The 23,315-nt window shown below is 63.7% G+C and carries 24 protein-coding genes, 1 tRNA gene and 2 pseudogenes; 8 read left to right on the top strand and 19 right to left on the bottom strand.

Annotated features, from left to right (window positions below; genetic code table 11):
* Positions 1-107 precede the first annotated feature (107 nt).
* Positions 108-1,355: a TPM domain-containing protein gene (locus POS17_RS19290; protein ID WP_060840057.1), complete on the top strand. Its 1,248-nt coding sequence runs from the start codon at positions 108-110 to the stop codon at positions 1,353-1,355.
* Positions 1,356-1,425: 70 nt separating this feature from the next.
* Here the strand turns inward: POS17_RS19290 and POS17_RS19285 are convergent, their stop codons facing one another.
* Positions 1,426-1,641, bottom strand: a complete 216-nt coding sequence (locus tag POS17_RS19285) for a hypothetical protein (RefSeq protein ID WP_060840056.1) — start codon at positions 1,639-1,641, stop codon at positions 1,426-1,428.
* 76 nt (positions 1,642-1,717) lie between these two features.
* Here POS17_RS19285 and POS17_RS32375 point away from each other — a divergent pair.
* Positions 1,718-1,810 (top strand): annotated as a pseudogene (locus POS17_RS32375) (type B 50S ribosomal protein L36); the annotation flags it as partial.
* A gap of 69 nt (positions 1,811-1,879) precedes the next feature.
* On the opposite strand, the gene pseH reads toward POS17_RS32375, so the two are convergent.
* Positions 1,880-2,428, bottom strand: coding sequence for a UDP-4-amino-4,6-dideoxy-N-acetyl-beta-L-altrosamine N-acetyltransferase (gene pseH, locus POS17_RS19280; RefSeq protein ID WP_060840055.1), 549 nt, complete (start codon positions 2,426-2,428; stop codon positions 1,880-1,882).
* Between the two features lie 129 nt (positions 2,429-2,557).
* On the opposite strand from pseH, the gene POS17_RS19275 reads away from it, so the two are divergent.
* From POS17_RS19275 to POS17_RS19260, 4 genes are all read left to right on the top strand, one after another.
* Positions 2,558-3,442, top strand: coding sequence for a LysR family transcriptional regulator (locus POS17_RS19275; protein WP_060840054.1), 885 nt, complete (start codon positions 2,558-2,560; stop codon positions 3,440-3,442).
* 187 nt (positions 3,443-3,629) lie between these two features.
* Positions 3,630-4,466 (top strand): bifunctional allantoicase/(S)-ureidoglycine aminohydrolase, encoded by an 837-nt coding sequence (locus tag POS17_RS19270; protein WP_047305085.1) that lies wholly within the window; start codon positions 3,630-3,632, stop codon positions 4,464-4,466.
* A 295-nt stretch (positions 4,467-4,761) separates the two neighbouring features.
* Positions 4,762-5,226 (top strand): GNAT family N-acetyltransferase, encoded by a 465-nt coding sequence (locus POS17_RS19265; RefSeq protein ID WP_060840053.1) that lies wholly within the window; start codon positions 4,762-4,764, stop codon positions 5,224-5,226.
* A 296-nt stretch (positions 5,227-5,522) separates the two neighbouring features.
* Entirely contained in the window at positions 5,523-6,155 is a 633-nt protein-coding gene (locus POS17_RS19260) for a hypothetical protein (RefSeq protein WP_060840052.1), read from the top strand.
* A 511-nt stretch (positions 6,156-6,666) separates the two neighbouring features.
* On the opposite strand, the pseudogene POS17_RS31145 reads toward POS17_RS19260, so the two are convergent.
* Positions 6,667-7,023 (bottom strand): annotated as a pseudogene (locus tag POS17_RS31145) (SDR family NAD(P)-dependent oxidoreductase); the annotation flags it as partial.
* 283 nt (positions 7,024-7,306) lie between these two features.
* Between POS17_RS31145 and POS17_RS19250 the strand changes: the two are divergent.
* Positions 7,307-7,546 carry a hypothetical protein gene (locus tag POS17_RS19250; protein ID WP_060840050.1) on the top strand — a complete coding sequence of 80 codons (240 nt, stop codon included), beginning with the start codon at positions 7,307-7,309 and terminating at the stop codon, positions 7,544-7,546.
* Positions 7,547-7,666: 120 nt separating this feature from the next.
* On the opposite strand, the gene POS17_RS19245 is transcribed toward POS17_RS19250, so the two are convergent.
* The 3 genes from POS17_RS19245 to POS17_RS19235 form a co-directional block, all read right to left on the bottom strand.
* A complete protein-coding gene (locus POS17_RS19245; protein WP_047305084.1) occupies positions 7,667-7,990 on the bottom strand; it encodes a DUF2388 domain-containing protein in 324 nt (107 codons plus the stop codon).
* Positions 7,991-8,107: 117 nt separating this feature from the next.
* Complete coding sequence (locus POS17_RS19240; protein ID WP_060840049.1) at positions 8,108-8,821, bottom strand: SOS response-associated peptidase family protein; 714 nt, start codon at positions 8,819-8,821, stop codon at positions 8,108-8,110.
* A 328-nt stretch (positions 8,822-9,149) separates the two neighbouring features.
* Positions 9,150-9,237: transfer RNA gene (locus POS17_RS19235), tRNA-Ser, on the bottom strand.
* A 123-nt stretch (positions 9,238-9,360) separates the two neighbouring features.
* Between POS17_RS19235 and POS17_RS19230 the strand changes: the two genes are divergently transcribed.
* Entirely contained in the window at positions 9,361-10,032 is a 672-nt protein-coding gene (locus POS17_RS19230) for a Bax inhibitor-1/YccA family protein (RefSeq protein ID WP_011062013.1), read from the top strand.
* 75 nt (positions 10,033-10,107) lie between these two features.
* On the opposite strand, the gene gspM is transcribed toward POS17_RS19230, so the two are convergent.
* The 13 genes from gspM to gbpA (POS17_RS19165) form a co-directional block, all read right to left on the bottom strand.
* Positions 10,108-10,608: a type II secretion system protein GspM gene (gspM, locus tag POS17_RS19225; protein WP_060840048.1), complete on the bottom strand. Its 501-nt coding sequence runs from the start codon at positions 10,606-10,608 to the stop codon at positions 10,108-10,110.
* Positions 10,609-10,611: 3 nt separating this feature from the next.
* Positions 10,612-11,751 carry a type II secretion system protein GspL gene (gspL, locus tag POS17_RS19220; RefSeq protein ID WP_060840047.1) on the bottom strand — a complete coding sequence of 380 codons (1,140 nt, stop codon included), beginning with the start codon at positions 11,749-11,751 and terminating at the stop codon, positions 10,612-10,614.
* 6 nt (positions 11,752-11,757) lie between these two features.
* Entirely contained in the window at positions 11,758-12,645 is an 888-nt protein-coding gene (gene gspK, locus POS17_RS19215) for a type II secretion system minor pseudopilin GspK (RefSeq protein ID WP_060840046.1), read from the bottom strand.
* A complete protein-coding gene (gene gspJ / locus POS17_RS19210) occupies positions 12,638-13,237 on the bottom strand; it encodes a type II secretion system minor pseudopilin GspJ (protein WP_060840045.1) in 600 nt (199 codons plus the stop codon). The genes gspK and gspJ overlap by 8 nt, the downstream gene beginning before the upstream one ends.
* Positions 13,234-13,620 carry a type II secretion system minor pseudopilin GspI gene (gene gspI / locus POS17_RS19205; protein WP_231978971.1) on the bottom strand — a complete coding sequence of 129 codons (387 nt, stop codon included), beginning with the start codon at positions 13,618-13,620 and terminating at the stop codon, positions 13,234-13,236. The genes gspJ and gspI overlap by 4 nt, the downstream gene beginning before the upstream one ends.
* Complete coding sequence (gspH, locus tag POS17_RS19200) at positions 13,604-14,098, bottom strand: type II secretion system minor pseudopilin GspH (RefSeq protein WP_060840044.1); 495 nt, start codon at positions 14,096-14,098, stop codon at positions 13,604-13,606. The genes gspI and gspH overlap by 17 nt, the downstream gene beginning before the upstream one ends.
* A gap of 3 nt (positions 14,099-14,101) precedes the next feature.
* Entirely contained in the window at positions 14,102-14,536 is a 435-nt protein-coding gene (gene gspG / locus POS17_RS19195) for a type II secretion system major pseudopilin GspG (protein WP_060840043.1), read from the bottom strand.
* 16 nt (positions 14,537-14,552) lie between these two features.
* Complete coding sequence (gspF, locus tag POS17_RS19190) at positions 14,553-15,767, bottom strand: type II secretion system inner membrane protein GspF (protein WP_060840042.1); 1,215 nt, start codon at positions 15,765-15,767, stop codon at positions 14,553-14,555.
* A 2-nt stretch (positions 15,768-15,769) separates the two neighbouring features.
* Complete coding sequence (gene gspE / locus POS17_RS19185; RefSeq protein WP_060840041.1) at positions 15,770-17,263, bottom strand: type II secretion system ATPase GspE; 1,494 nt, start codon at positions 17,261-17,263, stop codon at positions 15,770-15,772.
* Positions 17,260-19,179: a type II secretion system secretin GspD gene (gspD, locus tag POS17_RS19180; RefSeq protein WP_060840040.1), complete on the bottom strand. Its 1,920-nt coding sequence runs from the start codon at positions 19,177-19,179 to the stop codon at positions 17,260-17,262. Before gspD ends, gspE begins: the two co-directional genes overlap by 4 nt.
* Complete coding sequence (locus POS17_RS19175) at positions 19,176-19,724, bottom strand: type II secretion system protein N (RefSeq protein WP_060840039.1); 549 nt, start codon at positions 19,722-19,724, stop codon at positions 19,176-19,178. The genes gspD and POS17_RS19175 overlap by 4 nt, the downstream gene beginning before the upstream one ends.
* A 135-nt stretch (positions 19,725-19,859) precedes the next feature.
* Positions 19,860-21,413 carry an N-acetylglucosamine-binding protein GbpA gene (gene gbpA / locus POS17_RS19170; RefSeq protein ID WP_060840038.1) on the bottom strand — a complete coding sequence of 518 codons (1,554 nt, stop codon included), beginning with the start codon at positions 21,411-21,413 and terminating at the stop codon, positions 19,860-19,862.
* A 318-nt stretch (positions 21,414-21,731) separates the two neighbouring features.
* A complete protein-coding gene (gene gbpA, locus POS17_RS19165) occupies positions 21,732-23,288 on the bottom strand; it encodes an N-acetylglucosamine-binding protein GbpA (RefSeq protein WP_060840037.1) in 1,557 nt (518 codons plus the stop codon).
* Positions 23,289-23,315 lie beyond the last annotated feature (27 nt).

Here is a 23,315-nt window from a genome sequence, read left to right as displayed (position 1 = left end):
GTCACCTGCCCGGTGTTTTTTTGTCTGCGCGGCAGCGGATCGAATCGACCCGGGGAGCGGGGGTGGTAGAGTCCGCCCACCCAGGATGAAGGATGCGGGAAGCGCGAATGATCAAGCTGTTGTGGCAACAAGGGCGCGGGCTGTGGCTGGCGCTGTTTCTCGGGCTGCTGCTGCCGGCGCAGGGCTACGCCGAGCCGGTGCCACCGGGGTTGGCGAGGATTGAGCTGGACCGGCGGATCATCGATCTGAGCGGCACGCTGGACGCGGCGCAGCAGCAGCGCATGTGCGAGAAACTTGCGGCCCTGGAGCAGCGCCGCGGTGCGCAGATCGCGGTGATGCTGGTGCCCAGCCTCGGCCAGCAAAGCATCGAAGCCCTGAGCAACCAGCTGTTTCGCGCCTGGAAGCTGGGGCGCAAGGGGATCGATGACGGTCTCCTGCTGCTGGTGGCGAAGAACGATCGCCAGGTGCGCATCGAGGTGGGTTATGGCCTGGAGCCGGTGGTCACCGACCTGCTGGCCGGACAGATCATCGCCCGGGACCTGACCCCGGCCTTTCGCCGGGGGGATTTCGCCGCAGGCATCGAACAGGCCCTGGACCACCTGATTGTGCTGGTGGACGGTGGCGAACTGGCGGAACCGGCGCCCTTGCAGGTGCCCTTGCAGATCCCCCTCGAAGTCTATGCCTTGCTGCTGGCCTTCATCATCGGGGCGGTGGCGGGAGTGATGCTGGCCGCGGGCTGGAAGTGGCGCCGGGTCCTGGCCGCTCTGGTGCTGCTGGTGGCGTTGCTGGTGGGCGCGGTGGGCGGTGGCGAGTGGCTGGTGCAATTGTTCCTGGTGCCGCTGTGCATGCTGGTGGGTGGGGCGACGTTCGCCGGGCTGTGGCAGGCGCGCCGGGTGTTCTACGGGGTGCTGGGGCTGCTGCTGTACATCGCTGTGCTGACCCTGGTCAGTCAGTTCCTGGGCCGCTCGACCTTCCTCTACGGGCTGGCCTGGCCGGCCGGCGTGCTGCTGGTGCTGGGAGGGCATTGGCTGCTCTATCGCATGATGCGCAACCGCTGGCGCAAGAGCCCCAAGGGCTTTGCGTGGCGACTGGGGGCGCTGCTGGTGCTGATCCTGCTGATGGCCTGGGGTGTCGACGCCTGGAGTACGGCCCGGCAGTGGCTGACGCTGTTGCCGTTCGCCTACTTCCTCGGTTTCATGCTGTTTGCCAGTACCGGCGGTTTTCACTGGACCAGCGGCGGCGCCAGTGTTGGTGCCAGTAGTGGCGGCGGTAGTGCTGGCAGTTCGAGCTCGGGAGGCGGGTTCTCCGGAGGCGGCGGTTCCAGTGGCGGCGGTGGAGCGTCGGGCAGTTGGTGATGCGCCTGTTGGCCTTTCCCATGGCGGACGGACCGGCCCAGGCGCTGCCGTGTCCGTCCGAGTTTGTGGATCAGACGACTTCGTCGATCAACGAGGTTTTTGGCGCCGTGACCGTGGCCGGTGGCTGAGGCTGTTCCTTGGCCTTGTCTCTGAGTTTTTCCAGCGCCTCTTTCTGTTCCGCCGTCAGGGGCGGTGGGGTCAGCACCTTGCCCGAGTCAGGCAGCTTGATGCCGGGCTGAGAGCCGCCGGCGGTCAGGGGGGGAAGGGGACGGTTGTTTATTTCCATGTCACTGCATCCTTCAGTGGGGGGTGAATAAGAGATAACGGCCGTCTTGCGCCGATCTTTAGAGCCAATGCTCTAGATCGCCAGTCGCGGGCGGGTCTATGTGATCGGCAAATCCAATCCACCCTTCAAGGCATGCCGGGGCGGGGCAAGCAATCGCCACAAGGGTTGATCCAGTACCTGCTCCCGTTGGGATCAGGGCGCCCGATACCCCGCAAGTACTGCCGGGCCCCTTGCTGGCTTAGCGGCCCAGGCGGGCGATCAGGGGCTCGAGCGTCGGACGTTTGCTCTGCCACTCCGCCTTGGTGATGCCCAGCAGGACCACGTCGATGCGCTGGCCATCCTTGAGGATGTTCTGGCGCCGCAGCCCCTCCTGTTGGAAGCCGAATTTCAGGTGCATGTTGATGACGGCCGGGTTACTGGCCAGCACCTCGCAGTTGAGCTTTTCCAGGCCGGCTTCGTTGAAGGCGTAGTCCAGCATCCAGAATTCGATCTGGCTGCCCAGGCCTTTGCCTTGCTGTTCGGCGTCCAGGTAGAACGCCCAGTCGGCGGTTTTCTGGCGGGCATTGATGGCATTGAGTGACACGATGCCCAGGGCCCGGCCGTGCCCCATGACCACAAACACCGCCTGGGCCGGATTGCCCCGCAGCGACTCCAGCCAGCGCTGGTGTTCCTGCTCGCTGATTTCGTGGGCGGTGTACATGTACTGGCGCACCTCTTTCTGGTTGCGCAGCGTGCGTACGTGGGCCTGGGTGGCGGGGTCGGCATCGACCAGGGGGATGAACTGCATCCTGATGTCCTTCTCGGATGGGTAAGCGGTGGTGGCGCATGATGGCATATCCACGGCCGCTGCATGGATTTGTCTCGCGGGACAAGAACCGGTAGAAAGAGCCCTCGCATTCAGAAAACAGATACCTGCATGAGCAACATCGAGAAACCCAATAGCCGCCTGTTCGACCTCGACTTGCTGCGGGCCATTGTCACGGTGGCCGATTGCGGCAGTTTCACCACGGCGGCCAGTCGTCTGCATTCGACTCAGTCCACCGTCAGCCAGAAGATCCGCCGCCTGGAGGAGATGGCCGGGCACCGCCTGCTGGAGCGTGGCAATCGCGATGTCCTGCCCACCGATGCCGGCGCCACGCTGCTGGGGTATGCCCGGCGCCTGCTGGCGCTGAACGACGAGATGCTTGAGGCGCTGTCCGGCGCCACGGTGGCGCTGACGGTGCGGATCGGCGTGCCGGATGACTTTGCCGCGGGGCGCACCACCGAGCAGTTGGCCGCCTTCAATCGCCGCTATCCCCAGGTCAAGCTGGAAGTCACCAGCGGCATGAGTCGCGACCTGAGCGCCAGCTATGACCGCGGCGAACTGGACCTGGTGGTGCTCAAGCAACTGCGCAACAGCCGCGAGGCCCTGGGCTGCTGGCCGGAGAAGACCCGCTGGGTGGACAGCGCGAAAAACCCCTGCATCGACCTCGACCCGCTGCCCATCGTCACCTTCCCGCCGCGTGGGGTGTACCGCGATGAAATGATCAATGCCCTGGAGTCCATCGGCCGGCGCTGGCACATCAGTTTCACCAGCTCCAGCCTCAGTGGCCTGCAGTCGGCGATTGCCGATGGCATGGGCATCGGCCTGCTGCCGATGCGCGCGGTGACGGCGGGGCATCAGGTCCTGGCCCGCAGCAGCGGGTTGCCGTCGGTGGATGTGTTCGAGGTGGCGTTGCTGCACCGTCCGGCGGCGGATCCCATGGTCAAGGAGTTGGCCCGGGTATTGTCTCGGGTGCTGGCCCAGGACACCCGGGGCTGAGTCTGTTTGGTATTTGATAAATGAATATGCCGGATTCCGGTATTTAATTTGTGCATGAAAGCGGCGCTGGATATCGTGGTGCACAGCAGAGGTCCGCGCCGCCCTTCGTGGCGTGTCGACCCGCAGCTTTGTTGACCCCGGCGGCGCTGCTGCACGGGGCAGCAAAACAACAATGAGGAGAGTCTCGATGTCCAAAACCACTTATTACGCACCCCACGGCGGGCACCCGGCGCAGACCGAAATGCTCACCGACCGTGCCATGTTCACCGAAGCCTATGCCGTGATCCCCAAGGGCGTGATGCGTGACATCGTCACCAGCCACCTGCCGCACTGGGACAACATGCGCATGTGGGTGATTGCCCGTCCGCTGTCGGGTTTTGCCGAAACCTTTTCCCAGTACATCGTCGAAGTGGGCGCCAATGGCGGCAGCGACAAGCCCGAGCAGGACCCCAACGCCGAAGCGGTGCTGTTCGTCGTCGAAGGCGAAGTCAACCTGACCCTGCAGGGCCAGGAGCACGTCCTCAAGCCCGGTGGTTATGCCTTCATCCCGCCGGCGGCCGACTGGAAGCTGCGCAACACCAGCGGCACCGAGGCGCGTTTCCACTGGATCCGCAAGCACTACCAGAAAGTCGACGGCGTGCCGTACCCGGACGCGTTCGTCACCAACGAGCAGGACATCGAGCCGCGGGTGATGCCGGACACCGAAGGTCGCTGGAGCACCACGCGGTTTGTCGACATGAGCGACATGCGCCATGACATGCACGTCAACATCGTCAACTTCGAGCCGGGCGGCGTGATTCCGTTCGCCGAGACTCATGTCATGGAGCACGGCCTGTATGTCCTGGAAGGCAAGGCGGTGTATCGCCTGAACCAAGACTGGGTGGAAGTCGAGGCCGGTGACTTCATGTGGCTGCGCGCCTTCTGCCCGCAGGCCTGCTACTCCGGCGGCCCGGGTCGCTTCCGCTACCTGCTGTACAAGGATGTGAACCGCCAGATGCGCCTGACCCTCAACGCACCGCATTGAGCCGATCGCCGGGCAGGGCCGCTCAAGGGCTCTGCAGCGGCGTGCGGCGAGGGATGAAAACCGGCGAATATTCGCCGGTTTTTTTATTGCTTGTCAGAACAATCACAGCGTTGCCGCTTGATTCGATAAGGCCAGCTTTCTAGAATTTTGCCGCCGCTTGAGCCGGACCAGTAAGCGCTTGTTTTTCCGCGAGACACAAGGAGGTGCCCTATGAGCCAGTTTCCAACGATGTTTCCACTACTGAACCATCAACAAAATTCTGGAGGGGCAATCACTGCTCCGCGGAGACACCCACATGCAAATGCTTTATCCCTCGGTAACCCTCACCCCCGTATCTACTTGCGATGAAGAAGCGCAATGTTGCGCGCTGCAAGTGCGCGACGAGCAAAGTGACTTCATTGCCAGCAACGCAGAATCATTGGAACAGGCCGACCAAAGCCCTTGGTGTGAACCCCTGGCGGTGCGCGCTAGCCATTCCGGTGAACTGGTTGGCTTCCTCATGCATGCCCTGGACCCTGATGATAATGGCCGATGGATCTATCGGCTGATGGTCGATCGACGCTATCAGGGGATGGGCTATGGGCGTGCCGCGTTGCGTGCACTTTTGGCCTATCTGAGGCCATTGCCGGGCGGTCCCTGGGTCACTCTCGGCGTTGCGCCGGACAACAGGGAGGCGCGCAATCTATATGCTTCGGAAGGCTTTCTGGAGACAGGCGAGGTGATTGATGGGGAGCTGGTGATGCGCTTGCGCCTGTTGTGAGCACCGACGTGAAATGAGGTCCCGGATCGGCTTCACTGTCTCCCGGGTTTCAGCCCGACGCATTTGACCATGAACGTTACCAAGCCCCGCCATCGTGCGGGGCTTTTTCATGAGCCGTTCCTGGACGGGAAGGTCGCAGAGCCACCTTGCGGCCCGGGCTGTACCTGCGCCTGGCGTTGGCCAGTGGGCCCTGGGAAGGGCGTTGAACAATCAATGCGTTGAAAAAAACCGACGATCCCAGGGCGACTGTCTGGCAGTAGTGGTACCGTCTACGCTGCACTCCTGGAGCTTCCTCAATGAATCGCCAATGCCCATCTCGCCTTGTCACAGCGCCTCCAGCTGCGCCGGGCAACGACGATTTTGCTCCTCACCCACCTATTTGGCAGCAAGATCCGGACTTGCCGATCATGGGCAGCGCTGGAGCGGCCATCATGGGGTTCTGTTTCTTGGTGCTTTGGTCTTTGCCGGTCTTGGTGCTGACGATATTGCTCCTTCTGGGGGCCGAAGCGATGCTAGGTGAACCGCGCAGCGATGGGTCGAGTTTCACAACGGCGCTTCTCATCCAGTTCCTGCTGGGCTTTACCGTGCTCATGGGACTGGTCTTCGCGTGGATTTTCTCTGTGCCCAGAGTGCTGGCCTTCATGTTCGACGAAAACCAGCAATTGCTGACCCTTACCGTCAGCCGGCGCGGCCGTAAGCCCACCGAAGTACGGGTGCCATATAGCGACATCATTGGCATCTACCCTTACGTGTTCGCCAGTTATGACCGCGATGGCCATTTCAGCGTTTTGTGTCAGGGGCCAAGGGGCAAGCAGTCGCTATACCGATTGGCCGAGGGTACTTCTCTGGAAGAAATGGAGTTTCATTCGGCGTGGTTGCGAGGAGCGTTAGGCGAACGGATGCATAACCTGGCGGATCTGGACAAATGAACCAAGCGCGCCCATCCCGCCACTTTTTCGGGCGTTTATCCGTTCGAGGCATTGGGGGAGGAGGTACATGATCCTTGAATTCATGGCCGCGTGGTTGATTGGGGTGAGGGTGTTATGGGGGACCTGATAGGGGAGGCGTTGTTTCATGCGACCTGACTGGAATGGCCGGCCAATGAGGGTGAAACGCATTGGCGTCCAGACAGTTTCTTGCTGTCGGCAAGGCAGTGAACGGCAACCTGGCTGAGGTGTCGTCAGTTCAATTAAGTGCAACTTGAGCCTTGAAGGAAAAGAGGACACCACTTGTCGAACAGCCTGTGCGCGGCGTCTCTTGGTTGTTCAATGCACGCTGCGGGCGGCCTTCCAGAGGTCTTGCGCACCCAGGCCGGCCTGCCAGGCTTCGAAGCGGGATCGCCATTGTTCAAAAGCCGGGCCCAGGGGATGACGGGGGTCGCCGCTGAGTGAATAGGCCATACCCTCGATCAGCCCTGATGCCTGGCGTTGCCCGCCGGTGGTTGACCTTGCCAAGACCATCCGTGAAGTGTCGATGCGGTCGAGCAAGGTCGCCGTGGGGAATGACTCTGCTAATACCAGCGTTATTGACCAATACATCGAGCTGCCCCCACGCGGCGATCGCCTCGTTAACAAGCCTGACCCTGTCAGCTTCAACAGCAAGATCGGCTTGTACATAAACAGCCTGTTTCAGTTCAGCGGCCATAGCGCGTCCCGTATCCGCAGAACTTCGCGAATGGAGCACCACCGCATAGCCTGCCTGGCTGAGTGCACGTGCAATGGCTGCACCGATGCCGGAAGTGGATCCTGTCACCAACGCGACGCGTAATCCGTTATCGATTATCGGATTGGGGGTCATATGGACTTCTCTGATGGGTTGCTGGAAAGCCGTTATCGGAACACCAAGCGGGCAAGGTTGGAACGGGTCGGCGTAACCAGGCACGGGCCTTGTTCATCAGCGTCTATTTCCCTGAGGGCCGAGTAGAGCGCCGCATGATAAGGGCTGCCGATTCCAAGTCCAGCATCCTGTCCGTTGGGCAGGTCGACAGGAGCCCTGTATGCGCAAAGATGGGAGCAGGGTTGCCGTTGAATCCGACGCCTGTTAGACAGCCGGCCCAAAGTGTCGCCAAGGACTGCAATCAATGTTTCTGCTAATGATGGTTCTCTCGCTCTGGGCGGAGGATCCTGCCTATGTCGTCAACGAAGAAAACTGCAAATTCGGGCATTTTGTTGAGCTACCGAAGGACAACAGAAAGGGGCGGCTGATCAAGGCGTGCATCTATCGAATGGAAGGTAAAACCCCGCCTCTTTTTGAACGCGTGCAGGCCAATCCTGTTCGGCCACTGACAGAACTCATGGAGGCGCCTGCTGAATTACGCTAACGCGGCTTGGCTAACCGTCCGCTGGAACTTGAGGAAAGTGCTGTGGGGAGGCTGGTTTTATTTCAGGCATGACTTTGATGAAGTCCTGTGCCGCTGCACGTGATGCCAGGAGAACAGACTTCAGAGCGTAGTAGCGATTGCCAGGGCCAGTTGTTCGTCGGTCATGTACGGCTGGCCATAGGCCGAGTGGTAGTAGCGAACGGCTTGCTCGAATTGAGCGCCGCGAATCTCGCCATTTGAGCCTACGAATGCCAGTGCATCAGCCTTGGCAGGCTGGAATTGCTTCACCGCCAGCTCAGATAGTCCGGTTGTTCCTGAAAGAAGCAAGGTTGGAGCCAGTGTTATCATCATCATCGAGTTTTGATAGGAGCCCTTGTTTTCCGCCGCGGCTTGAGCACCGGTCAATGCCAGGATGACGAACACTAGAGTTTTCCATTTATGCATTCCTCACCGCTTCCTTGCTGCCTGCCGAATAGCGGCGCAACGATACCAAGGTGGGTCGCTGTATAGATAGAAGAATCCCGGTGCCGGGCCGGGCTCGATAGGGAGGCCTGTCAATCATCAGCCGTTGTTCACCACATCGCCCCCGGCGGGTTTGGTCGTAGGCTCTATCAGTTCCGCCCCGTGGTTCCTGACGTTGCCGATGGCGGTGCTGACTCTGAACCATTCGAAGGCGTCGGCGGGCTCACCCTGGTGCAAGGCCATCTGTTCGGCGCGCTCCTTCGGCGTGGCTGGATCGAGCCATTCCCGGGCCAGGTCCGGCGCCAGGACCACCGGCCGGCGGTCGTGAATATCGACCATGCCACCTTGGGTGTCGGCAGTGATGATCACAAAGCCGTCGTGCTCTGCGCGGCCTCGCTCTGGATCCGGAAGTTGTCCGATCGAGGCACAGAGGATGGGGGAGCCGTCGCGGTGCCGGATCAGGTAGGGCTGCTTCCTCGCGCCGCCTTCATCCACCCACTCGAACCAGTTGTCGATCGGGCATAGGGCCCGGTGCGGCCAGATCTGGCGGAAGAACGGACCGTGGGCCACTTTTTCGACCCGGGCATTGACCGGGGCTGCGCGATCATCCGCCCAGTGCGGCCGCCAGCCCCAGCGCACGGCGTCGGCATGCAACGCTTCGCCGGCAATATGGAAGAGGGCAAGCTGCATTGTCGGCGCTACGTTGTAGCGCCCCAGGGGCTGGTCGCCAACGCTGTTGACCAGTGCCCCTGGCATGCTCAGGGCAGCGACGAAGTCGTGGATACCGCGATACTGAGAAAGTCTTCCGCACATTGCTGTGCCCTCACGCTAGGAGCGTAAGCATAGCGCCGCCTGTGGGCTTCTATTCATCAGCACGCTCAGTGGTGAAGAGATTTGGCATGGCGCAGCTTGGCTTGAACTTCAATGGCGTTGAGGAGGTTGACGGGACCCTCTATGCGCCAGCGTAGTGATACCGCGTCGAGTAGCGATGTGGTGTGTTTTTTGTTCGGCAGGACGCCGGAGGAGGGCTGGTTAGGGAACACGTCCACAATAGTGATGGAACGCTTTGAGTGGAATGGCACCAAACCTGGACGCCAGACACAAAAAAGCCCTGAAAAATCAGGGCTTTCTCGTTGAGATTTGGCGGAGGCGTAGAGATTCGAACTCTAGGACCTGTTACAGTCGGCGGTTTTCAAGACCGCTGCCTTAAACCACTCGGCCACACCTCCAGATCGCATTGCGGGCGCCATAATACCCGAATGAAACACACTGTCAAACTCTCTGCGTCGCGAGTTACAGAGCCTCTGTTATCATCCTTGCCACTAAATGTTTCCCCCAACAGGAGTGTCGCCATGCGCGAACAGGATTACGCAGTTAACAACGGCGTGCAGGCCGAGCAGCTAGAGGTTAGCCGCGTCCTGCGCAACACTTACGGCTTGCTGGCCCTGACCCTCGCGTTCAGCGGTGTCATGGCTTATGTGGCGCAGCAGATGCGGGTCGGTTACCCGAACATCTTCGTGGTGCTGATCGGCTTCTACGGTCTGTTCTTCCTCACCAACAAACTCCGTGACTCGGCCTGGGGCCTGGTGTCGGCTTTCGCCCTGACCGGTTTCATGGGCTTTTTGCTCGGCCCGATCCTCAACCGTTACCTGGGCATGCAGGGCGGTGCTGAAGTGGTCAGCTCGGCCTTCGCCATGACGGCGCTGGTGTTTGGCGGTCTGTCGGCCTATGTGCTGATCACCCGCAAGGACATGAGCTTCCTCGGTGGTTTCATCACCGCCGGTTTCTTTGTCCTGATGGGTGCCGTGCTGGCCAGCCTGTTCTTCCAGATCAGTGGCCTGCAGTTGGCGATCAGCGCCGGTTTCGTGCTGTTCTCCTCGGTGTGCATCCTGTTCCAGACCAGCGCCATCATCCACGGCGGCGAACGCAACTACATCATGGCCACCATCAGCCTGTATGTATCGATCTACAACCTGTTCGTCAGCCTGCTGCAGCTGTTCGGCATCATGGGTCGCGATGACTGATCCTGCTGGTTGAGCCGCTAAAAAAGCCCGCTTCGGCGGGCTTTTTGTTGTCCGGGTTTCAGGAATGACGAGGTTTCAAGGGCTGTGCAGCTGCAAGCGCGCGCTGGCCATGGCGTCCTTGTCGACTTCGATGGAGAACGACAGGACCGAGACGTGCTGCTGTTCCAGCTGGTCGATCCAGCTGATCAGGCCGTTGAGCGGGCCTTCCAGGCTGAGGTTGACCCGGCCCTGATCCTCCTGGTCCATGCGTTCGAGGTTGAGTCCGGCCTGGCTGCTGGAGCGGGCCAGCATGCCGGGCAGGGCATCGCCGGAAATGGCTGGGCCTTGAAGGGAGGAGGGGCTGGCGGGTAGCTGTTGTAGATCGTGAAGCAATTGCGTTTCCTCGGTATAGCGTTGCTCGGCCTGGGCCAGAGCCTGTTGTTGCGGTTGCCAGAGCAGGTAGAGGCTGGTCAGGCCGGCGAAGACGGTCAGGGCCTGCAACGCCCGTTGTTCGCGTTTTGCCAGACGCTGCCAGCGTTGCCGGAGTGGGTTCGTCAGGGCGTTTCGAGCCGGGATCGAGGCGATGGGGCGCTTCATCGCTTACTCCTTGATTTGAAAACGCGCGGAGACGCCTTGCGCGTCACGCACGGATGAATCGGTGCTGACGTTCAGGCCCTGGTTGATCAGGCCCTCGCGCAGCAGTTGCAGATCGGCAAAGGCCGGGGCGCTGACTTGCAGGCTCCAGCCTTCCTCGGCCTGGTAATCCAGGCGCTGGATCTGAGACAGGGCGCCGCCGCTGGCGCTCCAGTGTTGTGCCAGTTGCGACAGGCGCAGGGCCACGCCGGGGGCTTCCTGCACGTGCTGACGTTGCTTGAGCCGCACCTGATGCGCCAGATCGGCGCTGGCCGGTTCATCGGCGAAACGTTCTTGCCAGAGGCTGCGGCTGGCCGCGTGCAACTGGTCGCTGCGCTGCTCCAGGTACAGTCGGTGTCCGACGTTCTGCAGCAGTTGCGCGCCGCCGGCCATCGCCAGCACCAGCAGGACCACGCGCCAGGGGGCGCTCTGCCGGGTACGGCGCTGGAACTGGCCCTGGCACAGGTCGATCGCCTGCAGGCAGCCCTGGCCGAGCACTTGCCAGGGCTGCGTTTCGGCTTGCCAGTGCGGCGGTTCGACACCGTCGAGGGTGGGGGCCTCGGCGCCCTGCCACAGCAGCCCGTCCGGCAGCAGCCGGCCCAGTTCGCCGAGCTCCTGCGGGTTGAGCGTCAGGCGCAGGGCAGCGCTGCCGCCCAGCAGCCAGCGGCCGTCCCAGGCCAGGGCGCGTGGCCGGTCCTGGGGCAGGCAGTCGGCGTCGATGTGCATGCGTGACGGTTGCAGCCCATGCTCGGCCAGGCGCTTGAGGCAACGCTGCAGGCGCTCGCGGTCGATGACCAGCACCGAGCAGTGACGTCCCTCGCGCAACGGGCCATGGGCCAGGTGCAGATGCTCGACGTCGTCGATCAGGTGTTCTTCCAGGGCGCTGTGCAGGGCCTGGCGCAACCAGCGACCGCTGCGGGCCGGGACGCTGACCTGATGAAAGCTGGCCATCTCCATCGGCAGCAGCAGGGCGAAGGCCTGCCCGCGCAGGTGTTTGGCGGCCTGCTGCAGATCGCCTTCCCGGGGGGCGCTGTCGGCAGACCACCAGTGGCAATGCCAGGGGCGGTCGCCCGGGGTATGGGGTGAAAGGTAAAGCCAGTGGCTCATCAATGGTTACTCGGTAAGCGAATGGTCGTTGAGCGGCAAGGGCAGCAAGGTGCGCTGCTGCACGCGGACCTGGTCGGCACTCATGACCCGCAGGTCGCTGACCAGACGCAGGCGTCGGCCATGCAGCTCAACGTCGATGGTGGCGCGGAACTGGCGGCTGTTGACGCTCAGCCCGCGCGCGGTGATGTCCCGGCCCTGCAGCATGGGATTGGCGAGAAACGCGGCGACCGTCGGGTAGCCCTTGGCCGGGCGTGTCTGGGCCAGGGTCCGGGCGGTCGGCAGATCGATGCCTTCGATGCTGGCCAGCACCAGGGCGTCGGCGGTGTTGAGGTTGATGTGCCCCTGATCGTAGGCCGCCACCAGCGGCGCCAGGCGTTGCAGGGTGTCGGCGCCCACCTCTGACAGTGGCCGCAGTTCGCTGATATCGCTCAGGGGCAAAGGGCGGCCCAGGCGATCCCGGGGGCGCAGCAGCGCCGCCGGGTCGTGGGGCTTGATCTCGGCCAGGGCCAGCAGCCGCTGGTAGCGGGCCCGGGGGATCACATCATCCGGCACCAGCGTGCTGTTGAGGTTGAGCCGGGCGCCCAGATCGCTGATCCGGATCTGCAGCCGGCCACCTTCGATCGGGAACGCCGGGGCCGGCCGGGCCCAGTGCTGGCCCAGATGGGTCACCAGCAGGCCGCCTTCGCTGCGGGCATCTTCCAGCAACTGGCTGCGGGCCCAGCTCTCGCCGCTCAGGGCCAGTTGCCAGAGCTGCTGGTGCTGCACCAGGTGGCTGCTGCTGGCCAGGCTGAGCCGCTGGCGGGCAAGCATGTTGCTGACCACCAGGGTCACCAGTGCGGTGATCAGCAATACGCTGAGCAGGGCGACGCCGCGTTGGGCGCGAGGCCTATTCACGGGGCGGTTCCTCGTCCACTTCAGCGCCGCCGGGCAGCAGCATGACCCGGCGGATCTGGGGAAAGCCCGGCGCGCTGAGCTCAATGTCCACGGCGGCCGGCAGGCTCAGGGCCTCGCTGCCGATGGGCCAGCTGTCATGGGGCTGGCCCAGGGCGTCGATGAAGCGCAAATGGATCAGCTCGACCCCACTGAGCAAGGGTTGCACCTGACTGAGGCTGCCTTGTTCCAGGCCCTGGGCTTCGCGCAGCCACTGGCCGTCGCTGAAACGGTGGCTGACCTGCAACAGGTGGCTGCGGGGATAGTCCAGGGGGTTGCGCCAGCCGCCGCGCAGCAGGCGCAGCCCCTGGGGCTGGCTGATCAGCGCCTGGCTATGGCTGTGGTCGTCCTTGAGGGCGTGACGTTGCACCTGCACCAGGTCGCGTTCCAGCAGGCTCAGGGCCCGTTGCAGTTGGCGCAATTGCAGTTCCTGGGTCTGGATGCGCTGGTCGCTGCGCATCACCCGGTCCAGCAACTGATAGGTCGCCAGGCCCAGCAGGCTGAAGATGGCGATGGCCACCACCACTTCCAGCAAGGTGAAACCGCGCTGGTTCATGGGCTGGCCTCGATGTAACCCAGCAGCTGCGCGCGGCTGTACTGCCGGGCCCGTTGCGGGTCCTGCTCGGCCGAGACCCGCAGGCTGACCTTGAGCAGCCGCGAGTCCGGCGCCGCTTCGATCTCGCTGAACAGCCACCAGCGGCGCCCGCCAAACTCGACCTGTCGTTGCTGGCGGCCGCTGCTGCGCGGCTGCATGCCGCTGCGCAGTTCATTGAGGTAGTTGTCGGCAATCCAGGTGGCCTGGGTGCGTTCGGCCAGATTGCCGCTGTTGATGGCCACATGCTGGATCGCACTGAACAGCGCAATCGACACCGTGGCGAAAATCGCCAGCGCCACCATCACTTCCAGCAGGGTAAAACCCCGCTCAGTTCGCGGTTTCAAGTCGGGGCTCCTGTATGCCGTCGCTGGACAGGGTCAGCAGCGCGCTGTTGCGGTGCTCGATCCACAGGGTGAAGGCGCTGGTTTCATCGCTGGACAGCACCAGCAGCTGGGGCAGGGCGCTGCGACTAACCGCCTGGCCCAGGGCCGGGCCGGCTTCGGCAATCTCAAGGCGCAGGCGCAGGCTGCCGGGCAGGCTCTGGGCACGCCAGTCGCGGTCGGCCAGCCATTGCCCCTGGTCATCCAGGCGCATCACGCTGTAGGCGTCGGGTTCGATGCGCAGGCCGTAGTCGCTGTTGCTCAATACCGCCTGCTGGCGCAGCAGTTGCAGCAGCGCCAGCAGGCGATCGCCTTCACGGCGTGCCTGACGGCTGGCGGAGTCGGGGTTGATCAGGCCGATCATGCCTGCGGACAGGGCGATGATCAGCACCACCACCAACACTTCGATCAGGGTGAAGCCCTTGCTGTGGGAGCGTTGCACCGCTCAGCGGTCCCAGTTGCCGATCTCGGCGTTCAGGCCGTCGCCGCCGAGCTTGCCGTCGGCGCCGAAGGAGAACAGGTCATAGCCCGTGCCGCGGGCGCCCGGCACGCGGTACTGATAGGCGTTGCCCCAGGGATCGATGGGCAGGCGCTTGAGATAGCCGTCGGGGTTCCAGTTGCGTGCCGGCGGGTTGCCGCTGGGCTTGCTGACCAGGGCGTCGAGCCCTTGCTGGCTGCTGGGGTACTGGTGGTTGTCGAGCTTGTAGATGTCCAGGGCCATGGCGATGGCCTTGATGTCGCTCTGGGCGGCGGCGGCCTTGGCCTGATCGGGACGGCTCATGATCTGCGGTACCACCAGGGCCGCGAGGACCCCGAGAATGACCACCACCACCATGATTTCAATCAGGGTAAAGCCGCGTTGCTGGTTCTGAGTCTGCACGTAGGGGGTTCCGCATTCAGGTAATCAATTGGTTCAGGCTGAGGATCGGCATCAGGATCGCCAGCACGATGATCAGCACCGAGGCGCCCATGAACACCAGCATGGCCGGTTCGAACAGGCCCACCAGCAAGGCAATGCGGTTGGCCAGTTGTTCTTCCTGCTGCTTGGCGGCGCGTTCGAGCATGCTGTCCAGCTCGCCGGAGCGTTCACCGCTGGCGATCATGTAGAGCATCATCGGCGGGAAACTGCCGTTGAGTTCCAGGGCTCGGGTGAGGCTGATACCTTCGCGCACCCCTCGGACGATGTCTTTCAGACCGGTACGAATTTTCTGATTGGCCACCACTTCGCTGGCGATGGCCAGGGCGTCCAGCAGTGGCACGCCGCTGCGCCCGAGAATCGCCAGGGTGCTGACAAACCGCGTGCAGTTACTGGCCCGAATCAGCCGGCCCAGCAGCGGCAGGCGCAGCACCAGGGCATGCCAGCGCTCGCGGGTGGCCGGGTTGCGGACGGCGGCGCGGGCGGCCAGTACCAGGGCCGCCACCAACAGCAGCAGGAGCAGGCCATAGTCCTGGAGGAAGGCGCTGCTGGCGATCAGGCCCCGGGTCAGCAGTGGCAGTTCCTGGCCACTGTCGATGAACACCTTGACCACGTCGGGCACCACGAAGCCCAGGAGGAAGCCGACGATGCTCACCGCCGCCAGCATCAGGATGCTCGGGTAGAGCATGGCCAGCTGGATCTGCTGACGGGCCGCCTGCTGGGCCTCGGTGTAGTCGGCCAGGTTCAGCAGGACCTGGTCCAGGTGTCCGGAGCGTTCGCCGGCAGCCACCGTGGCCCGGTACAGATCGGGAAAGGCCCGCGGATAGGCGGCCAGGGCCACCGCCAGGCTGTAGCCTTCCAGCACCCGCGAGCGGATGGCGAGCAGCATGCTCTTGATCCATTGCTTCTCGCACTGCGCGGCGACCGCGGCCAGCACTTCCTCCAGGGGCAGGGCGGCCTGGACCAGGGTCGACAGCTGGCGGGTGAGCAAGGCCAGTTCGGCGCTGCTCAAGCCGCCGCCCCGCGGCAGCAAGCCTTTGCCACGCACGCGCTTGCTCTGCGCGGCGCTGAGCTTGAGGATCACCAACTGGCGCTCGCGCAGCAGTTGCCGGGCATGGCGCGGGCTGTCGGCCTCCACCACCCCGGTGGATTTCTTGCCGGCGGCGCACATGGCCAGGTATTCGTAGGCGGCCATGGTCAGTCCCTCTGGGTCACGCGCAGCAGTTCTTCCAGGCTGGTCTGCCCTTGCAGCACCATGGCCTGGCCGTCGTCGAACAGGCTGGCGCTGTGCTTGCGCGCATGCTCCAGCAGTTGGTGCTCGCCGGCGCCGGTGTGGATCAGCTGGCGCAAGGTGTCGTCGAACAGCACCAGCTCATAGATGCCGCGACGTCCGCGATACCCCGAGTGCTGGCAGGCGCTGCAGCCTTTGGGCCGGTACAGCTGCGGCGCGGCGTCGGCGCTCAGGCCCAGGCGTTCGCAGGCGGCGGCATCGGCGCTGTGGGGCTCCTTGCACTCCGGGCACAGCAGGCGCACCAGGCGCTGGGACAACACCCCCAGCAGCGAGGTGCAGAGCAGGAAGGGCTCGATGCCCATGTCCACCAGGCGGGTCACCGCGCCGATGGCGCTGTTGGTGTGCAGGGTCGAGAGCACCAGGTGCCCGGTGAGGGAGGCCTGCACGGCAATTTCCGCGGTTTCGCGGTCGCGGATCTCGCCCACCATCACCACGTCCGGGTCCTGGCGCAGGATGGCCCGCAAGCCCCGGGCGAAGGTCATGTCGACCTTGGCGTTGACCTGGGTCTGACCGATCCCGGTCAGGTGGTATTCCACCGGGTCCTCGATGGTCAGGATGTTGCGTTCCAGGCTGTTGAGGCTGGCCAGCCCGGCGTACAGCGTGGTGGTCTTGCCGGAACCGGTGGGGCCGGTGACCAGGAGAATGCCGTGGGGCTTGTGCAGGGCGAGCTCCAGACGCTGGCGCACGCTGTCGTTCATTCCCAGGTGGCTGAGATTCAGACGCCCGGCCTGCTTGTCCAGGAGGCGCATCACCACCCGTTCACCGTGACTGGAGGGCAGGGTCGAAACCCGTACATCCACCTCATGACCGGCGATGCGCAAGGCAATCCGCCCGTCCTGGGGAATGCGCTTCTCGGCAATGTCCAGCTTGGCCATGACCTTGATCCGCGACACCAGCAGGGTCGCCAGTTCCCGCCGCGGGCGCAGCACTTCGCGCAGCAGACCGTCGACCCGCAGGCGCACCGACAAATGCTCTTCGAAGGCTTCCAGGTGCACGTCGGAGGCCTTGCTCTTGACCGCCTCGCTGAGGATCGCGTTGATCAGGCGGATGATCGGCGCGTCATCCTCCTGCTCCAGCAGGTCAGTGGTCTTGGGCAGTTGCTCGGCCAGGCTGTTGAGATCGAACTCTTCGTCGAACTGTTCGCCCAGGCCGTCGGCCACCTGCTTGGCGCCGTTCTGCCCGTCGCGGTAGTGGGCGGCCAGGCGCTGGGCGAAGGCCTCGTCGTCCAGCACCTGGCTGCGCAGCAACGCGCCGTTGAAACGGCGCACTTCGGCCACCACCGACAGCGGCGTACTGGCGCGGCAATACAGCACCGCGCCGTCTGCCTGATGGTCCAGCACCACGCCGTGGCGGCGCGCGTAGGCAAAGGCCAGACGCGCGTCTTCGTGGGTGGCGATCATGGCTGGCGCTGGGCGCCGGGGGCGCGCATGTCGATCAGGCCTGCATCGCCATCGCGCTGGGCGTCGAACAGGCGGTGGGCGTCGGCAGGCAACTGGCCGCCGGTCTTGCCGTCCGGGCTGCGCAGCGAGCGCATGTTGTTGTACTTGTGCTGGCTCATCTGCTCGGTGCTGGCGGCGTTGCGCAGCAGGGTCGGACGCAGGAACACCATCAGGTTGGTCTTCTCGTTGACTTCCTTGCTGCTGCTGAACAGACGGCCGACCCAGGGAATGTCCCCCAGCAGCGGCACCTTGCTGACCTGGACCTTGACGTTGTCCTTGATCAGCCCGCCGAGGACGATGATCTGCCCGTCGTTGGCCAGGATGGTGCTCTTGACCGAGCGCTTGTTGGTGATCACGTCGCTGGTGTTGATGCCCGGCGGCGCGGCGGCCAGCTCGGAGCTTTCCTGTTCGACATTCAGGCGCAGGAAGTTGCCCTCATTGATATGCGGCGTGACCTTGAGGGTGATCCCCACATCCTTGCGCTCCACCGTGGTGAAGGGGTTGCTGGCGCCAGCGGTGTCGGTGGTGTAGGAGCCGGTCTGGAACGGCACGTTCTGGCCGACGAGGATTTCCGCCGCTTCGTTGTCCAGGGTCAGCAGGCTCGGGGTGGACAGCAGGTTGTTGTTGGAGTCGCTGGACAGGGCGGTGATCAGCGCGCCGAAGTTGCTGCCGCCGATGCCGATGATCGCGCCATCGGGCAGGTTCGGGCGCTTTTCGTCCTGCAGGCTGTTGAGCAGGGTGCCGATGGACAGTCCAGCGCTATTGAAGTTGGCGGCGGCGGACAGCTTGCCGCGGTTGCCGGCCCATTGCACGCCGAGGGCCTGGTTGATGTCGCCGCTGACTTCGACGATCGCCGCTTCCACCAGCACCTGGGCCCGGGGCCGGTCCAGCTCGTTGATGATGCTTTCGAAGGTCGCCAGCTGGGCCGGCGAGGCCATCAGCACCAGGGCGTTCTGGCTGGTGTCGGCGCTGACCAGCACCGGGCTGTCGGGCTTCTGGCTGTCGCCGCCACGGTTGCCGGACTCCATGCGCTTGCCAATGCCGCTGAGCAGTTCTTCGAGCTTCTTCGCATCGCTGTGGTTGAGCCGGCGCACCCGCGCGGTGTCGCCGACATTGGTCGGCACATCCAGGCTCTGCGCCAGACGCTGCATCTGCTGGCGGACCGGCGCCGGCCCCACCAGGATCAGGCGGTTGCTGCGCGAGTCGCCAATGGCCTTGGCGCTGGTCATGGCACTGTTGCTGTCGGCCAGGCTGTCGGTCAGGGTCTTGGCCACTTCGGTGGCCCAGGCGTGCTTGAGCTGCACGATGCTGAACTGCCGGCCACCGGCGTTATCCAGCTCGTTGATCACCAGGCGCACCCGCTCGACGTTGTTGGCGCTGTCGGAAATCACCAGGGCGTTGGAGGTGGTGGAGGGCGCCATGTAGGCGTCCGCGGCCACCAGCGGGCGCACCGCGCTGGCCACTTCGCTGGCGTTGGCGTTGTTCAGTTCGATGACCTGGGTCACGAACTCTTCACTGGCGCCGCTGGGCTCGGCGTTGGCCTTGGTCTTGGCTTCGGCCACCGGCAGGATCAGCACCCGATCGCCCTGGTCCATGGCGACAAAACCCTGGCTGCGCAGGGCGGTGAGAAACAGCGAGTAGATGCCCTGCTGATCCATGGCGGTGCTCGATTGCACCGTGACCTTGCCGTTCAGGCGCGGGTCCAGAATCATCGTCTTGCCGGTGATCTGGCCCACTTCGTTGACCAGGTCGCGCAGCTCGGCGTCCTTCATGTTCAGGGTCCATTGCTGGGCCGCGGCGGTTTTTTCCGTGGCGTACACGGGATTGATCAGGGTGCCCAGGGTCAGCAGGGACCCGGCGATAAAGGCTCGATTCATGATGCTCCAGGGGATTGCACAGACGGTTGCAGCAGGCTCCCGCTGCCTGGCTGTGGATGGGGTTGGGCCGCGGCGGCGTCCTCTGCCTGCGGGGTCAGCAACGGCGTTGCGTGCTGGGGCAGGCTCAGGATCAGTTCCTCGCCGAAGCGTTGCACCCGCACTTGGCCGGTGCCGATCTGGCGCAGGCTGCCCCCGCCCGGCAGGGGCTCGCCGATGCCATAGAAGCGGCTGCCTTCCGGCGATTCGATCAGGGCCCGGGACTGCTCCGGGTGAGCGGCCACCAGGCTGGCCAGCAGGCTCAGCGGCACCCGGGGCAGGTCGCTTGGGTGCTCTTGCAACTGGACGCCGAACAGCCGGGCGATGGCTTGCGGGTCGGGCTGGGACCGGGGGGCCGCCGGCACCACGGCGGGCGCCTGCAGGCTCGCCGGGTTCAGGCTTTGCCGGAACTGCCAGCTGCCGTATGCCAGCCACGCCAGCCAGGCCGCCAGAAACGACAAGGCGCCGACCAGCAGGCCAGCGCGAAGCGAGGGGCGAAGGGCGCTCATAAGCACAGGCGCCTCGGCAGGTTTTCACCCTGCCAGAGCAGGGTTCTTGAATAGGGGGTTGAGCTCATGGGGGGCTTGACCGCTAACAAGGAGCGTGGCGCCGTGGCGCCACGCTCGGGTGGTTGACGCTATGACTTACTTGGCGTTCCAGGCCGACTGCCAGGCGAAACCTACGCCCGGCTCGTAGGCGTTGGAGCCGCTGGTCCACTGGGTGCACCAGCCGGCGACGGCGCCAGGCTTGCACTCATAGGTCTTGCCGTCCTTGGGTTGCAGGACCACGGTGCCGGCCTTGTAGGATTTCAGGCCATTGGGGAACACGTAGTCGTACTTGGCGCCGCCTTCACCGCCGTTGCCGCCTTCGTTGCCACCTTCACCACCGCCGGCTTCGGCCTTGAGGGTGAAGCGGGCGGACTTTTGCAGCACTTCGCCTTTCTTCGAGGTGGCCACGACCACCAGGTCATAGACCCCGGGGCTGACATTGTTCAGCGGCATGGAGAAGTGCGGGGTGTTGCCGGCCGGCGCTTGCTGGAAGGTCACGCTTTCGCCTTTGGCGTTGAACACGGTGGCCTTCACGGTGTAGTCGCCGTTCTTGGCGATGGCGTTGAAGTGCAGTTCGGTCTTGCCGTCTTTCAGGGTGTATTCGGACTGCATGCCGGTGATGGACAGCTCGCCCGGTTTGGCGGCCTGTTCCTTGTCGATCATCACGTTGACGATGTCGCTGCCTTTCTTGACCAGGATTTCGTTCCTGCCGAAGTTCGGCACCACTTCGTCCTTGTCGTTGAGCAGGCCCATCTGGTAGCCCTGCTTGGCGGCATTGACCTTCTTCGCCAGCTCGCGCGGCCAGACGTCGGCCTTGGCCAGTTCGGCGCTATCGATGTTCAGCACCACTTGCTTGGCGTGGAGCTCGCCCTGTGCGTTGAAGACGCGAGTCTTGACCTTGTCGCCGATGCTCAGGGCTTCAGGTTGTACCGCGCCCACGGTGTTCCAGTTCGACGGGATGACCGCGCCATTGTCGATGTTCAGGTCGACCACGCTGTAGAAGGTGGCGTCGGTGTCGTTGACTTTCCAGGTGGCCAGCAGCACGTGGTAACCGGAGCGATCAGACGGGATGTCCACGGTGTGATGGGTTTTGCCTTTGGACGGGGCCGGGACGGTGCCGGACGGCCATGGCTGATCCAGCAGCGGGGTCATTTCGAACGAGTCGCGGGTCAGTGGCTGGTTCGGATTCCAGTCTTTTTTGGTGATGTAGAACTGCCAGTAGCGGGTGGCGTGACCGGCTTCGTAGTGCCAGGTGAAGTTCTGCGGGCCCGGCTTGATGGTGGTCTTGGCCCAGCGGGTAGCACTCTGCTCGTTGATCGGGGAGAAACGCACCAGGCCGCCGGCGGCGATGGTGCCGTTAGCCGGGCCGCATACCTTGAAGTCGCCGGTGCAGGCCTGGGCGTTGCTTGGAAAGTGCTCGAGATCGTTACGGCCAGGCACGCCGATGTACTCGGTGCTTTGTGGTTCGTACATCACTGGACCGCAGTTGACGTTCAGTCTGCCGCCATCGGAACTGCACATGAAGGCGCGGGACTTGGGGCTTTCGATGTAACCGTGGGCCGAGGCTTGCTGGGCGGCCAGTCCCGCCGTCGCCATGGCGATGACGATCGGCAGTTTGAGGAAGGAGCGAGTCCGGTTGGAGTTGATCATGCCTGTGTGCCTTGAGCAATTGAAAAATGAGTGTTGAAGCGCTGCGAGGAGCCGGTGATGGGGGAATGGGACACCTTGGAGGTCCGCTGTTCCGGCAGCCTTGCCAGCGAGCACAGGCTACGTGCTGCTCCCGGGTGTTCCCATGGGACGAGTACGAGAGTCAAAGGGCTCTAGAACAAGCTTTTGCTGGATTCTTGGCGGATCGGCGCGACCCGTCTGACGGGCCTTTGCAGGCGTGCAAAAGCGCGCCGGCCGGATAAAAAAATGAGCGTGACGCTTGCGCGTCACGCCCCAAGGAGCAACTGGGGAGTTGCCGGGTTACTTGAGGATCCAGGCCATCTGCCAGTGAGAGCCGGTGCCGGGTTCGTACTGGGTCACGCCGGCCTTCCACTGCACGCAGTAGCCGCTGTACGGGAACGGCTTGCACTGGTAGGTCTTGCCGTCCTTGGGCTGCAGCACCAGGGTGCCGGCCTTGTAGGACTTCAGGCCTTCAGGGAACACGTGGTCGTACTTGGCCGGCGTCTCGGGAGTGGTGCCGCCTTCGTTGCCACCGCCGCCCGGGGTTTCCTCAACTTCTGGCTCGGCCTTGAGCTTGAAGCTGATGGTCTCTTGCAGCAGCTCGCCTTTCTTCGACTTGGCCACCACCACCAGATCGTACTGGCCCGCTGTCACGCCTTTGAGCGCGAGGCTGAAGTGCGGCGTATTGTTGCCACTGTCGGCTTGCTGGTGAGCAACGGTTTCGCCCTTGGCATTGACCACGCTGGCGGTGATGGTGAAGTCGCCGTTCAGAGCGATGGCATTGAAGTGCAGGTCGACCTTGCCGTCTTTCAGGCTGTACTCGGACTGCATGCCGGAGACCTTGAGTTCAGCCGGCTTGGCGGCTTGTTCCTTGGCGATCAGCACGCTGTTGATGTCGCTGTTCTTGTCGACAAAGATGCTGTTCTTGCCGAACTGCGGCACCACCTGGTCCTTGTCGTTGAGCTCACCGATCTGATAGCCGAGCTTGGCCCGGTTGACCTTTTCCGCCAGCGCCTTGGGCCAGTTGCTTTCCTTGGCCAGTTCCGCGCTGTCGATGTTCAGGGTGACCTGCTTGGCCGACAGTTCGCCGTGCTCGTTGAACACCCGGGTCATGACCTTGTCGCCGATGCTCAAGGCCTCGGGCTGAACGGCACCGATGTTCTTCCAGCTCGACGGCGCGACTTCGCTGTTCTCGATGTTCACGTCCACCACCTGATAGAAGGTGTTGGTGTTGTCGCCCACCATCCAGGTGGCCAGGACGATGTGGTAGCCGCTGCGGTCGGCCGGAATGTTGACCTTGTGGCTGGTGAGGCCGCCGGTCTTGGTCGGCAGGGTGTTGTTCCAGTTGTCGGTCAGCAACGGCGCCGCTTCGAACGAATCACGGGTCAGCGGCTGGTTGGGGTTCCAGTCTTTCTTGGTGATGTAGAACTGCCAGTTGCGGGTGGCGTGTACCGCGGTGTAGCGCCAGTCGAAGGTGTTCAGCCCGGGCTTGATGCTCATCTTGGTCCAGCGGCTGGCGGTCTGCTCGTTGAGGGCGGCGAAGTGCCGCAGGCCACCGGCGGCAATGGTGCCGTTGGCTGGGCCGCAGCGGGTGAACTCACCGTGGCAGGCCTGGGCGGTGCTGGGGAAACCGTCGCGGCTGGCGTTGGCCAGGTATTCGACGCTCTGTGGCTCGTAGGCTACCGGGCCGCAGTTGGTGTTCAGGTTGCCGCCCTTGGCGCTACACATGTACGAGCGGGACTTGGGGTTTTCGATGTAGCCGTGCGCGGCCGCCTGTTGCGCACTGAGCGCCGCCATGCCGATAGCCATCGCCAGCGGAAGTTTGAGGAATGATTGGAAGGTTTGCCGCGTGATCATCGATTGTTCCCTGATTGGACGTTATTG

The organism is Pseudomonas sp. Os17 (genome assembly GCF_001547895.1).
GTDB lineage: Bacteria > Pseudomonadota > Gammaproteobacteria > Pseudomonadales > Pseudomonadaceae > Aquipseudomonas.
Note: the sequence above shows the minus strand (reverse complement) of the source record. Positions and strands in the feature narration are given on the sequence as shown.

Coding starts and splice junctions, on each gene's coding strand:
- POS17_RS19285 (WP_060840056.1), bottom strand. CDS start 1,641: ATGGAAATAAACAACCGTCCCCTTCCCCCCCTGACCGCCGGCGGCTCT.
- gspJ (WP_060840045.1), bottom strand. CDS start 13,237: ATGAACCAGCGCGGTTTCACCTTGCTGGAAGTGGTGGTGGCCATCGCC.
- gspE (WP_060840041.1), bottom strand. CDS start 17,263: ATGATCGCCACCCACGAAGACGCGCGTCTGGCCTTTGCCTACGCGCGC.
- POS17_RS19260 (WP_060840052.1), top strand. CDS start 5,523: ATGAATCGCCAATGCCCATCTCGCCTTGTCACAGCGCCTCCAGCTGCG.
- POS17_RS19290 (WP_060840057.1), top strand. CDS start 108: ATGATCAAGCTGTTGTGGCAACAAGGGCGCGGGCTGTGGCTGGCGCTG.
- gbpA (WP_060840038.1), bottom strand. CDS start 21,413: ATGATCAACTCCAACCGGACTCGCTCCTTCCTCAAACTGCCGATCGTC.
- gspL (WP_060840047.1), bottom strand. CDS start 11,751: ATGAGCCACTGGCTTTACCTTTCACCCCATACCCCGGGCGACCGCCCC.
- POS17_RS19270 (WP_047305085.1), top strand. CDS start 3,630: ATGTCCAAAACCACTTATTACGCACCCCACGGCGGGCACCCGGCGCAG.
- POS17_RS19265 (WP_060840053.1), top strand. CDS start 4,762: ATGCAAATGCTTTATCCCTCGGTAACCCTCACCCCCGTATCTACTTGC.
- gspD (WP_060840040.1), bottom strand. CDS start 19,179: ATGAATCGAGCCTTTATCGCCGGGTCCCTGCTGACCCTGGGCACCCTG.
- POS17_RS19245 (WP_047305084.1), bottom strand. CDS start 7,990: ATGCATAAATGGAAAACTCTAGTGTTCGTCATCCTGGCATTGACCGGT.
- POS17_RS19230 (WP_011062013.1), top strand. CDS start 9,361: ATGCGCGAACAGGATTACGCAGTTAACAACGGCGTGCAGGCCGAGCAG.
- gspM (WP_060840048.1), bottom strand. CDS start 10,608: ATGAAGCGCCCCATCGCCTCGATCCCGGCTCGAAACGCCCTGACGAAC.
- POS17_RS19250 (WP_060840050.1), top strand. CDS start 7,307: ATGTTTCTGCTAATGATGGTTCTCTCGCTCTGGGCGGAGGATCCTGCC.
- gspF (WP_060840042.1), bottom strand. CDS start 15,767: ATGGCCGCCTACGAATACCTGGCCATGTGCGCCGCCGGCAAGAAATCC.
- gbpA (WP_060840037.1), bottom strand. CDS start 23,288: ATGATCACGCGGCAAACCTTCCAATCATTCCTCAAACTTCCGCTGGCG.
- POS17_RS19240 (WP_060840049.1), bottom strand. CDS start 8,821: ATGTGCGGAAGACTTTCTCAGTATCGCGGTATCCACGACTTCGTCGCT.
- POS17_RS19275 (WP_060840054.1), top strand. CDS start 2,558: ATGAGCAACATCGAGAAACCCAATAGCCGCCTGTTCGACCTCGACTTG.
- pseH (WP_060840055.1), bottom strand. CDS start 2,428: ATGCAGTTCATCCCCCTGGTCGATGCCGACCCCGCCACCCAGGCCCAC.
- POS17_RS19175 (WP_060840039.1), bottom strand. CDS start 19,724: ATGAGCGCCCTTCGCCCCTCGCTTCGCGCTGGCCTGCTGGTCGGCGCC.